The organism is Actinomadura sp. DC4 (genome assembly GCF_030406325.1).
In the GTDB taxonomy this organism is placed as follows: domain Bacteria; phylum Actinomycetota; class Actinomycetes; order Streptosporangiales; family Streptosporangiaceae; genus Actinoallomurus.
In genome coordinates, this window is the sequence record NZ_JAUEQY010000031.1 from 132,698 (window position 1) to 143,561 (window position 10,864).

At 72.3% G+C, this 10,864-nt stretch carries 12 protein-coding genes; 4 read left to right on the forward strand and 8 right to left on the reverse strand.

Annotation, left to right across the window (positions count from 1 at the left end; genetic code table 11):
- Positions 1–9: 9 nt before the first annotated feature.
- The 4 genes from QWU11_RS38060 to QWU11_RS38075 all read right to left on the reverse strand — a co-directional run bounded on the left by QWU11_RS38060 (position 10) and on the right by QWU11_RS38075 (position 3,044).
- Complete coding sequence (locus QWU11_RS38060) at positions 10–360, reverse strand: hypothetical protein (protein ID WP_290119382.1); 351 nt, start codon at positions 358–360, stop codon at positions 10–12.
- On the reverse strand, positions 357–1,118 hold the full coding sequence (locus QWU11_RS38065; RefSeq protein ID WP_290119383.1) for a LytTR family DNA-binding domain-containing protein: 762 nt from the start codon (positions 1,116–1,118) through the stop codon (positions 357–359). The genes QWU11_RS38060 and QWU11_RS38065 overlap by 4 nt, the downstream gene beginning before the upstream one ends.
- A 62-nt stretch (positions 1,119–1,180) precedes the next feature.
- Positions 1,181–2,380, reverse strand: coding sequence for a histidine kinase (locus tag QWU11_RS38070; protein WP_290119384.1), 1,200 nt, complete (start codon positions 2,378–2,380; stop codon positions 1,181–1,183).
- Between the two features lie 70 nt (positions 2,381–2,450).
- Positions 2,451–3,044: a molybdopterin-dependent oxidoreductase gene (locus QWU11_RS38075; protein ID WP_290119385.1), complete on the reverse strand. Its 594-nt coding sequence runs from the start codon at positions 3,042–3,044 to the stop codon at positions 2,451–2,453.
- Positions 3,045–3,302: 258 nt separating this feature from the next.
- Between QWU11_RS38075 and aroF the strand changes: the two genes are divergently transcribed.
- The gene (aroF, locus tag QWU11_RS38080; RefSeq protein ID WP_290119386.1) at positions 3,303–4,325 is read left to right on the forward strand and encodes a 3-deoxy-7-phosphoheptulonate synthase; all 1,023 of its coding nucleotides are present in this window, start codon (positions 3,303–3,305) and stop codon (positions 4,323–4,325) included.
- Between the two features lie 37 nt (positions 4,326–4,362).
- On the opposite strand, the gene QWU11_RS38085 is transcribed toward aroF, so the two are convergent.
- Positions 4,363–4,689 carry a rhodanese-like domain-containing protein gene (locus tag QWU11_RS38085; RefSeq protein ID WP_290119387.1) on the reverse strand — a complete coding sequence of 109 codons (327 nt, stop codon included), beginning with the start codon at positions 4,687–4,689 and terminating at the stop codon, positions 4,363–4,365.
- A 76-nt stretch (positions 4,690–4,765) separates the two neighbouring features.
- Between QWU11_RS38085 and QWU11_RS38090 the strand changes: the two genes are divergently transcribed.
- Both QWU11_RS38090 and QWU11_RS38095 read left to right on the forward strand, forming a co-directional pair.
- On the forward strand, positions 4,766–5,344 hold the full coding sequence (locus QWU11_RS38090) for a TetR/AcrR family transcriptional regulator (protein WP_290119388.1): 579 nt from the start codon (positions 4,766–4,768) through the stop codon (positions 5,342–5,344).
- 185 nt (positions 5,345–5,529) lie between these two features.
- Positions 5,530–6,432 carry an EamA family transporter gene (locus tag QWU11_RS38095; RefSeq protein ID WP_290119389.1) on the forward strand — a complete coding sequence of 301 codons (903 nt, stop codon included), beginning with the start codon at positions 5,530–5,532 and terminating at the stop codon, positions 6,430–6,432.
- Positions 6,433–6,436: 4 nt separating this feature from the next.
- Here the strand turns inward: QWU11_RS38095 and thiI are convergent, their stop codons facing one another.
- The 3 genes from thiI to QWU11_RS38110 form a co-directional block, all read right to left on the reverse strand.
- Positions 6,437–7,705, reverse strand: a complete 1,269-nt coding sequence (gene thiI / locus QWU11_RS38100) for a tRNA uracil 4-sulfurtransferase ThiI (RefSeq protein WP_290119402.1) — start codon at positions 7,703–7,705, stop codon at positions 6,437–6,439.
- A gap of 91 nt (positions 7,706–7,796) precedes the next feature.
- Positions 7,797–8,501, reverse strand: a complete 705-nt coding sequence (locus QWU11_RS38105; RefSeq protein WP_290119390.1) for a class I SAM-dependent methyltransferase — start codon at positions 8,499–8,501, stop codon at positions 7,797–7,799.
- The gene (locus QWU11_RS38110) at positions 8,452–9,699 is read right to left on the reverse strand and encodes an MFS transporter (protein WP_290119391.1); all 1,248 of its coding nucleotides are present in this window, start codon (positions 9,697–9,699) and stop codon (positions 8,452–8,454) included. The genes QWU11_RS38105 and QWU11_RS38110 overlap by 50 nt, the downstream gene beginning before the upstream one ends.
- A 60-nt stretch (positions 9,700–9,759) precedes the next feature.
- Between QWU11_RS38110 and QWU11_RS38115 the strand changes: the two genes are divergently transcribed.
- The gene (locus tag QWU11_RS38115) at positions 9,760–10,755 is read left to right on the forward strand and encodes a helix-turn-helix domain-containing protein (protein WP_290119392.1); all 996 of its coding nucleotides are present in this window, start codon (positions 9,760–9,762) and stop codon (positions 10,753–10,755) included.
- Positions 10,756–10,864 lie beyond the last annotated feature (109 nt).

A 10,864-nucleotide genomic window follows, 5' to 3' on the forward strand; every position in this document is an offset into this window, starting at 1 on the left:
GCGTCACCGTCACCCGCGCCGTGCCGGGTCGGTGAAGGCCCGCTCGGCGCGCTCGGCGAGGCGTACGTGCCGGCGGGCGGCCATGACCCAGATGGGCTGGACGCCTCCGCAGAGGATCACCCAGGGCAGGCGCACCCCCATGAGGCGTACGTGGGACAGCCCGGGGGCGAGGGCGAACAGCAGCGGCAGGCCCGTGAGCAACACGAACACGATCGCCGTGCTGGTCAGCGCCAGCCGAGCCTGCGTGCGGATCAAGGACCTGACCTGCGCCGCGCCGGGATCGGTGGCCTCGTCGGAGGGTTTTCGGCGGCGGGCGCGCCGGCGGGCGCAGGAGAAGGTCACGGTGACGCGATCGGTCATCTCGGGCCGCGGGCCTCCTGCCGGAATCGGCGGACGAGCAGGTCACGGATCTCTCGGGTGTGGCGTCTGGCGACCAGCAGGGGCCGGTCGCCGACCTGGACGACGGCGCGGCCGTCGTCCAGGCGCAGCTCGCTGATGTGCGCGGCGGCGACGAGCGTGCTGCGGTGGATGCGGATGAAGCCGGCCGGGCCCCACCGCTCGGCGAGCGCCGCGAGCGGCACGCGGATGAGATAGCTGCCCTCGCCGGTGTGCAGCCGGACGTAGTCGCCCTGCGCCTCGGCGTGCGTGACGCCGGCGAGCGGGATCAGGCGGGTGCGCCCGCCGAGCTCGACCGGGATCATCTCGTCGATTCCAGGCTCGGGCTCGCCGGCGGCCTCGCGGCGCGCGGCCTGCTCGACGCGGCGTATCGCCTCGCTGAGGCGGCCGGGGTCGACCGGCTTGAGGAGGTAGTCGACGGCGCCGAGCTCGAACGCGGTCACCGCGAACTCGTCGTGCGCCGTGACGAAGACGACCGCGGGCGGGTCGGCGAAGCCGGTGACGAGCCGGGTGAAGTCGAGCCCGTCCAGGCCGGGCATGCGGATGTCGAGGAAGACCGCGTCGAGACGCTCGCCCTCGGTGATCATGTGTCCGAGGTCGCGCAGGGCTTCGGAGGCGTCGGCGGCCGGGTGCACCATCTGCACGCGCGGATGCCGGCGGAGGAGGTAAGTGAGCTCCTCCAGCGCCGGGGCCTCGTCATCGGCGGCGAGAACGCGCAGCATGGCAGGAGACTCCCCCTTTTACTCTTCGCATGCAACTAATTTCGTAGAGTGAGACTCTACTCTTACCCCGGGGAGAGATTGGTCTGACACTTCGGCACTCTGAAGCTGACCTTCATGCCGGCGCCGACGGCGGTCTCGATGACCAGGCCGTACTCCTCTCCGTAGACCTGCCGCAGCCGGTCGTCCACGTTGAGCAGGCCGATGCCGCGGGACGTCCCGGTGCTGTCGCCCGCTTCGAGCAGTGCGCGCAGCTTGTCCGGGTCCATGCCGACGCCGTCGTCCTCGATGCTGATCGCCGCCTCCGCGCCCGCGTCCCGCGCCACGATCCGTACGTGGAAACGCTGCATGCCGCACTCCATGCCGTGCCGGATGGCGTTCTCCACGAGCGGCTGCAGCGACAGGAACGGCACGGCCACCGGGAGCACCTCGGGCGCGATCTCGACGCTGAACCGCAGGCGCTCCTCGCCGAAGCGCGCGCGCTCCAGCAGCAGGTAGCGGTCGATCGAGCGGAGCTCCTCGGCCAGCGTGGTGAAGTCGCGCGGGTTGCGGAAGGAGTAGCGCGCGAAGTCGGCGAAGTCCAGGACCAGCTCACGCGCGCGCTCGGGGTCCGTGCGGACGAACGAGGCGATCGTGGTCAGGGAGTTGTAGACGAAGTGCGGGGAGATCTGGGCGCGCAGGGCCCGCATCTCGGCCTCCATCAGCCGCGCCTTGGAGGAGTCGAGCTCGGCGAGCTCGAGCTGTCCCGACATCCACCGCGCCACCTCCCCGAGGATCCGCAGCCGCTGGAATCGCGCCCGGTCGGCGTACGCGGCGAGCGCGCCCGCCACCTTTCCGTCGATGGTGAGCGGCGCGATCATGGCGACGCGCACCTGGCACCCCGGGTCGCCGCAGGCGTCCAGCTCGCGCACGATCACCCGCGGGCGCGCGGCGGTCAGGACCGGCGCGGCGAGCCGGAGCGTGGAGTCGGAGTGGGCGATGCCGCCCTGCCAGACCAGGAGGCGCTCGGTGTCGGTCACGGCGACGACCGGGACGCCCAGGAGGTCCCGCAGGTGCCGTACGGCCTTGCGCGCGGAGTCCTCGGTGAGGCCGGCGCGCAGCGAGGTGGAGGCGACGGCGACGGTGTGCAGCGCCGCGAAGGTCGCCTCGTCGGCGAGCGCCCCCCGGCCGGTGCGTTGCCGCACCGCGCACAGTGACCAGCCCGCGGCACCCACGAGGAGGGCGGACGCCACGGCGAGCAGGGCGTCGGCGGTAGTCACGAACATGACAGCAGACGGTAATGCCTCAGTCACACTTCGCGCGGCGCTTTGCCGGGCCGGTGTTCGTTTCCGCTGTTCAGACGGGTGGAGCTTCCTCCTGGTAGGAGTAGCGCTGCTCCAGCCACGGGTCCGCGACGTTGTGGTAGCCGCGCTCCTCCCAGAAGCCGCGCCGGTTCGCGACGAGGTACTCGATCGCCCGTACCCACTTGACGCTCTTCCAGCCGTACAGGTGCGGCACCACCATGCGCACCGGCGCGCCGTGCTCGGCGCTCAGGGGCTCGCCGTCCCGGTGCGTGGCCAGCACGCTCGTGTCGGCCAGGAAGTCCGACATCCGCAGGTTGGCGCTGTAGCCGTAGTCCGCCCAGATCATCACGTGGGTGGCGTCACCGGCGGGCGGGACGAGTTCGGCGACGGTCGTGGCGAGGATGCCCTCCCAGCGGACGCCCGTGATCGTGAACTTCGTGACGCAGTGGAAGTCGGCGACCACCGGGTCGCGCGGCATCGCCTCGACCTCGGGCCAGGTCCACCGGTGCTCGCCGCCCGAGGCGGTCGCCCCGTGCACCAGGAGGTCCCAGCGCTCCGGGCGGAACCTGGGCACCGGCCCGTAGTGCAGGACCGGCCAGCTCCGGGGGACGTACTGGCCTGGCGGGAGAGGCTCCTCATGGGCCATCGCGGGTCTCCGGCCTGTTCGTCATCGCCGGTCATCCTCCCATCCACCTGCGAGGCGGGGTCGCATGCCCCTCCCCGCACGCGCACCACCGGGCATCGGCTACTGTGTGCGGCGTGAGCAACGTCTTCTCCTTTACCTATGGCGGGCCCGGGTCACGGGCGGCTGCCAGGAAGACGCTGCACTAAAGGCAACCGCTGAACGAATGCCCCGGGCCCTTGCGGTCCGGGGCATTCGTCGTTTCTGGATCAGGGAGCAAGCATGGTCGTCGTCATGGCCGCAGAGGCCTCGGAAGCAGATGTCCAGGCCGTCGTCACACTCGTCGAGACGGCGGGCGGTGAGGCGTTCGTGAGCCGCGGCGTCAGCCGTACGGTCGTGGGGCTGGTCGGCGACGTCGAGCGGTTCGGCACCCTCAACCTGCGCGGCCTGCCCGGGGTCCGCGACGTCATACGGATCTCGGTGCCGTACAAGCTGGTCAGCCGGGAGAACCACCCGCAGCGCTCCGTCGTACGGGTCGGGGGCGTGCCGATCGGCCCGGACACGATGACGCTCATCGCCGGGCCGTGCGCGGTGGAGACGCCGGAGCAGACGCTGGGCGCGGCGCAGATGGCGCAGGCCGCCGGGGCGACGCTGCTGCGGGGCGGCGCGTTCAAGCCGCGCACCTCGCCGTACGCCTTCCAGGGGCTGGGTGAGAAGGGCCTGCGGATCCTGGCGGAGGTGCGCGAGGAGACGGGCATGCCGATCGTGACGGAGGTCGTGGACGCCCGCGACGTCGAGCTGGTCGCCTCCTACGCCGACATGCTGCAGGTGGGCACGCGGAACATGCAGAACTTCGCGCTGCTGCAGGCGGTCGGCGGCGCCGGCCGGCCGGTGATGCTGAAGCGCGGCTTCAACGCGACGATCGAGGAGTGGCTGATGGCCGCGGAGTACATCGCCCAGCGCGGCAACCTCGACATCGTCTTGTGCGAGCGCGGGATCCGGACCTTCGAGAAGGCGACGCGGAACACCCTGGACATCTCGGCGGTGCCGGTCGCACAGAAGCTCTCCCACCTGCCGGTCATCATCGACCCGTCACACTCGGGCGGCCACCGCGAGCTGGTCCTGCCCCTGACCCGCGCGGCCATCGCGGTGGGCGCGGACGGCGTGATCATCGACGTGCATCCGCATCCGGAGCAGGCCCTGTGCGACGGCCCGCAGGCCCTGGTCAACGGCGACCTGCGCGAGCTGGCCAAGACGGTCCGCGAGCTGCCGCCGCTGGTGAACCGCGTGCTGACCCAGGCGTGAGCTCCGGGGGAGGGCGGCGCCCTCCCCCGGAGCCGGATCACGCGGACTCGGTCGGCAGGCCCGCCTCTACCCAGTCCTGGATGCCCTCGCGGTACCTGCGGACGTTGGTGTACCCGAGGGCGGTGAGGCGGTCGGCGACCTGGCCGCTGTTGGGGCACGCGATGTTGGAGCAGTAGGTGACGATCGCGGCGTCGAGGTCCGGGAGCAGCGTGGGCGCCTGGGCGTCGACGTCGTCGCGGACGAGCGGCCGGGCGCCGGGCAGGTGCTGCCGGGCGTAGTAGTCGCCGCCGAGTGCGTCGAGGACGGTGACGGTGCCCGCGTCGAGCTCTTTCCTGAGTTCGTCGCGGGTGATGAGTGCGGTCATGGCACACCTCCGAGAGAATCGGACTATAGTCCGGTTTGTGGCTCACGACGATAGCGGACTACGGTCCGCTTCTGCAATGCCGTTGGAACTGTTGCTGACGCCGCCGCCCCCGAAGGAGCGGGCGGACGCGGTGCGCAACCGGGCCGCGGTGCTAGAGGCCGCCGCCCGGCTGTTCGCCGAGCGAGGCGTGGAGGCGGTCTCCATGGACCAGGTGGCCGCGGCGGCGGGTGTCGGCAAGGGCACCCTCTTCCGCCGGTTCGGCGACAAGTCGGGGCTGGCCGTCGCCCTGCTGGACGCGCGCGAGCGTGAGCTGCAGGAGGCGATCCTGCGGGGGCCGCCGCCGCTCGGGCCCGGCTCCGCGGCCGGCGACCGGCTCGCGGCCTTCGTGGGCGCCTACTTCGACTACCTGCTGGAACACCTGGACCTGGTGCGGATGTCGGAGACCGCGGCGCCGGGCGCCCGCTACCGGATCGGCGCCTACCGGTTCTGGCACCGGCACGCGGCGATCCTGCTCGCCGGCGGGCCGGACCCGGACCACACCGCCCACGCGCTGCTCGCCGCCCTCTCGGCCGAGCACGTGTCCGCGCTCCTGCCGGAGCTGGGCGAGGAGCGGATGCGCGCCGGTCTCCTCCGCCTCGCTCGTTCGGCGGCGTGACGCTCCGGGTTCGCGGCCGTTAAGCTGCCCGGCATGGCGTACTTCACCGCGCAGCTCGGCCCGCCCCGGATCTGACCGGGGCCGCCCTCCCTCACGCGCCAGGCCTCGAGGCCGCGCGTGTTCTCTCGCCTACGCGCGCCCCGGAATCGACGTTCTCATCCGGTTCGATATCTGGAGCGTCATCCGTGACCAGTACGTCCTTGTCCTCGACCACGCCCGTACGGCGGTTCGGCGGAGCCGCCGACATCATGCTCGCCGCCGCGCTCTGGGGCACCACCGGCACCGTCCGCAGCTTCGTCCACGCCAGCCCCGTCGCCGTCGGCGCCGCGCGGCTGCTCATCGGCGGGGCCGTCCTGTTCGCCCTCGCACTCCGCTCGGGCGGTCTCCGTCCCCTGCTCGACGGCGGCCGCCGGACCCGTCTGATCCTGCTCCTCGGCGCCGTCCTCGCGGCCGTCTACCAGGTGGCGTTCTTCAGCGCCGTCGCCCGTACGGGCGTGGCCACCGGGACCGTCGTCACGATCGGCAGCGGGCCCGTCTTCGCCGGTCTGCTGTCCTGGCTGCTGAGGATGGGCGCGCCGACCCGCCGCTGGCTGCTGTCCACCGCCGGCGCGGTGGCCGGCTGTGCCGCCCTGACCGCCGGCGGGAGATCCGCGGGCGTCGAACCGCTGGGCATCGCGCTGGCCCTGCTTTCCGGCTTCGGCTACGCGGCGTACGCCACCGTGGCGTCGAGCCTGATCACCCGCGGCGAGAACGACCGGGCGGTCGTCGGGGCGCTGTTCGGCGGCGCGGGCCTCCTGTTGCTCCCCGTGCTGCTGGCGTACGGGCCGGGCTGGCTGCTCACCGGGCAGGGCGGCCCGGCCGCGCTGTACCTCGGCCTGGTCACCACCGGCGTGGGCTACGTGCTGTACGGCCGGGGCCTGCGGACGACCCCGGTCGCGGTGGCGACGACGCTGACGCTGGCCGAGCCCGCGGTCGCCGCGGTGCTCGGCCTCGTCGTGCTCGGCGAGCACCTGGGCACGGTCGCCCTGGGTGGCCTGGCCCTGCTCGTCCTCAGCCTGCTCGTGCTCGCCCTCCCCGTGCGGGGCTGAGGGGTCAGGCGCCCGGGTCGCCGTACGACGGGCGGTGCTCCTGAAGGGTCGTGGAGAGCTGCTCGGCCATCTCCCCCGCGTCGAGGCGCTTCTCGATCTGACGCAGGTCGTCGATCTTGGCGCGCGTCTCGGCGCGGCGGGGGGTCAGGACCGTGCAGCAGTCCTCGTCCGGGAGTTCGGAGATGGCCAGCGTATGGATGCGGCGGGCCTCGGCCATGATCTCGATCTTGTCCATGCCGATGAGCGGCCGCATGATCGGGAGCTCCACCGCGTCATCGAGGGCGGTGATGTTCTGCAGGGTCTGGCTGCTCACCTGGCCGAGGGCGTCGCCGGTGATGAGCGCCGCGCCGCCGAGGTTGTGCGCGACCACCTCGGCGGTCTTCAGCATGAGGCGACGCTGGGCCACGATCTGCAGCCGGTCGGCGCCGGAGGACTTGATCTGCTGCTGCGCCTTGCCGAACGGCACGACGAACAGCCGCGAGCCGCCCTGGAACTTGTCGAGCTCGCGGACCAGCGCGTACGCCTTGTAGATCGACTCGGGCCCGGTGAACGGCATGCCGGAGAAGTGCAGGAAGTCGACCTTGAGGCCGCGGCGCATCATGCGGTAGGCGGCCACCGGCGAGTCGATGCCACCGGACATCAGCACGAGGGCACGGCCGCTCATGCCGACCGGCAGGCCGCCCGCGCCCGGGGTGCCGTCGGTGAAGACGAACACCTCGCGCTGGTCGACCTCGATGAAGACCGCGATGTCGGGGTGCTTGAGGTTGACCGGCAGGTCGTAGCGCTCCTGGACCTTGGAGCCGACCAGGATGTTCAGCTCCGAAGAGGTCATCGGGAAGCGCTTGTCGCGGCGGCGCGCACGGATCGCGAACGCGCCCTTACGGACGAGCGCGGGGTGCTGGCCCACGAGGTCGAGGGCGGCCTGCACGGTGGCGTCCGGCTCCTTGGCGACCCGCCATGCGCGGTGCACCCAGACGATGCCCATGACGTCGAGCATCCGCCGCGCGACGGCGTCGACGTCGGCGAGCTCGCCGCTCTCGGCGCGTACGACGATGACACCCTCGCGCTGCCAGATCTGGATCTTGATGCCGAGGCCCTTGACCGCACTGCGGATGTTGTTCTGCAGGCGCCGCTCGAACTGGTCGCGGTTGCGGCCCTTCAGCACGATCTCGCCCAGCTTGAGGAGCACACACGGCTCGCCGGCCACGGGCGCCTTCGCGTCCTGGCCGGGGGCCGTGCTCGTGCCGACCTGCCCGGCCGCCGCGTCGAGCATCGGCATGGTGGACCTCCTGCAAGGGGGAACGGGGTAGACGCCTAGTGTCGCGCAAGAATTGCAACGCCGCGACTCGGCGGCGGTGTTCCCCTCAGCGTTTCAGGCAGGTGTACGCCCCGTAGACCGCGCCGCGGAATTCGGCCCGGACGATCTCGAACCCGGCGGCCGTGAGCATCGGCTCGAACAGCCACCGGAAGGTGCTGAACTCCGTGCGGAGGTGCTCGGCGAAGTCCTCGCGGGTGTAGCCTAGCGCCGGGTCGGACGCGCCGTGGTCGAGCCAGCGCCCGATGACCTCCTCGGCGTCGCCCGGCGCGAAGTCGAAGACCAGGTCGCGCAGGCGCAGGACGCCCCCGGGTCGCAGGAGTCCCGAGATGCGCTCCAGCGCCATGACCTTCCAAAAGTCCGGCAGCTGGTGCAGCGCGTTGCGGGTGCAGACCGCGTCGGCGGGCGGGCCGGCGTGCTCATAGGACAGGAACCCGGCGCGTACGCACTCCAGGCCGGCCAGGTCCTCCTCGGCGGCCCGCTCGCGTAGGTGGCGCTGCATGGCGGGTGAGACGTCCACGGCGACGACGTGGCCGAATCGCCGCGCGGCGGCGAGCGCGAGCCGTCCGGTGCCGGCGCCGAGGTCGACCAGCGTCGACGTACGGTCCAGGCCGTGCGCGGCGAGCTCGTCGAGGTCGGCGTCCACGTCGCCGAGCCCGGCCTCGTAGCCGGCCTTGCGGTCGTATCCGGCGACGTAGGCGGGATCAAGGTGTTCGGGCCCCGCGTACGCGAGTTCGTCCGGCCTCCACTCCATCGTCCGATGGTGGCACGGTGCCGCCGGAGGCCGCATCCGGATTTCGGTCCGCCCGCCGCAGGCCGGGCGCGAGGGCCAGGGTGACCGCGACGGAGGCCGCGGCCATCACCGCCATGGCCGTCGCGGGCGCGGTGTGCTGGGCGACCGTCCCGGCGAGGGCGGCGCCGACCCCCTGCATGGCGAGCATGCCCGAGGAGTGCAGCCCGAGCGCCTGCCCGTGCATGGCGGCCGGGGTCAGCGTCATCAGCCGCTCCTGGAGCAGGAGCGTGGCCGCGTACCCGATCGAGGCGATCGTGACGGCGGCGAGGGCCAGGGGCCGCGCCGGGTCCAGGGCGAAGACGAGGTACGGCACGGCGAGCAGCAGCCGCATCGGGGCGCCCAGGCGCCGCCTCCACCGGGACGGGACGAAACGGCCGGTCAGCGTGTCGCCGATGAGCATGCCGAACGCCGCGAGAGCGAAGAACAGGCCCGCGCGATCTGGGGCGTACGGGACGAAGAGGGACTCACAGCCGACGATCAGGCCGTTGGGCACCCAGAGCGCGAGGAAGACGTGGCGGCGCTCGCCCGCCCACAGCCGCGCGTTGGTCCGCCAGGTCTCGGCCACGGACGGGCGTCCGGAGGCGCGCGGCGGGCGCGGTCGCAGGCCGGCGCCGGCGACCGCGGCCGCCAGGTGGAGGGCCGCCCCGGCGAGCAGCGTGCCGCGCGGGGACAGGACGGTCACGAGCACTCCCCCGGCCCCGAACCCGATGATCTGCATGGTCCCGGAGGACATGTTGAGCACCGAGCGCCCGAGGAGATAGCCCTCCGCCGGCAGGATCTCGCTGAGCAGGCCGTACCGCACCCCTCCGCCCACCGAGGCGACCAGGCCCTGGCCGAGGACGATCGCGAAGACGGCGCCGATCGGCAGCCCGGGCAGCGCCAGTACGACCGTGCTGAGGCCGAACGCCAGCGCCGTCACGGTCGTCGCGGCCCGCGGCGGCAGCCGGTCGGCCGCCGACAGGAGCGCCACGGCCCCGATCAGCTGGGCGAAGGAGGCGCCGAACATGCTCAGGGCGGACAGCAGCGGCGACCGGGTGGCGGTGTAGACGAGCGTGCCGAGCGCGAGGCCGCTCACGGTCGAGGCGGCGACCTGCAGGGCGGAGGTGGCGAAGAGCGGCGTGAACTCCTTCGCGCGGAACAGGTCCCCGTATGTACGCATGACGCGAAATATCGCTGTTCGTCGTTCGTGGTGGTTATTGTTTCGCGGGGAGGCGAAACGATGGGGTTGTGGCAGGTCAATGCGGACACGCTGGCGGGGAGCCGCTTCGTGGTATCGGCGCTGAACGAGACCATCTCCGCGCTCATCGCCCTGCAGCGCGCCACCGCCTCTCACCCGGGCGAGCGTGCGTGGCTGGACGCGCACCTGCCTTCGTACCGGGAGCGCCTGGACCCGGTCACCGCGCTGCTCGTACGGGCGGGGTTCAACCGGCGCTGGAACGTGGACTTCCTGACGCCCACCCCGCCGGCCTCGGGATCGCCGTCGTTCGCCGCGGAGCTGACCGTGATCCGGGAGACCGCGCCACCGGCGGCGCGCGCGGACCTGGAGGTGGCGCTGGACGGCCCGCTCCCGCCCCTGTTGCGGCGCGACGACCTGCCCGCCCTCGCGGCGGACCTACTGGAGTGGGTGTGGGCGGAGACCGTACGGCCCTACTGGGCGCGGCGGCGGCGGATCCTCGAGGCCGACATCGTCTCCCGTACACGGCAGCTGAGCCTCGACGGCTGGGCGGCGGCGCTGAACGACATGCGCGAGGGAATGCGCTGGCTCGGCGACGGCCGCCTGCAGATCAACGTGCACGACCATCCGCCGCGGGAGATCTCGGGCGCGCAGCTGCTGTTCGTGCCGGTCACGGGGCGGGGCTGGGTGTCGTGGGAGGAGCCGCACCGGTACGCGGTGGTGTACCCGTGCTCGGGCGTCCTGGCCTCGCCGGACCGGACCCCGGCCCCGGAGGCCTTGGGCCGGCTGCTGGGGCCCGCGCGGGCGGGCGTCCTGGTGCTGCTGTCGTCGCCTTTCAGTACGACGCAGATGGTGGCGCTGACGGGGCAGGGGCTGGGCTCGGTGGGCCGCCATCTGAGGGTGCTCCTGGACGCGGGCCTGGTGAACCGCCGCCGCACCGGGCGGTCGGTCCTGTACTACCGGACGAGCGCCGGAGACACCCTGGTGGCGGCCGCACACCGGCCCGCGGACCCGCCCCTACGCCTAGTACTACATCACTAGATCACCTTTGGTGACTGGTGAGTATCAGCAAGTGATCAGGGTGGGGTGTGTGAGGGTGTTGGCATGCCCCCATCTATTGAGGCCGTTGTTGCCCGGACGGTGACACGTG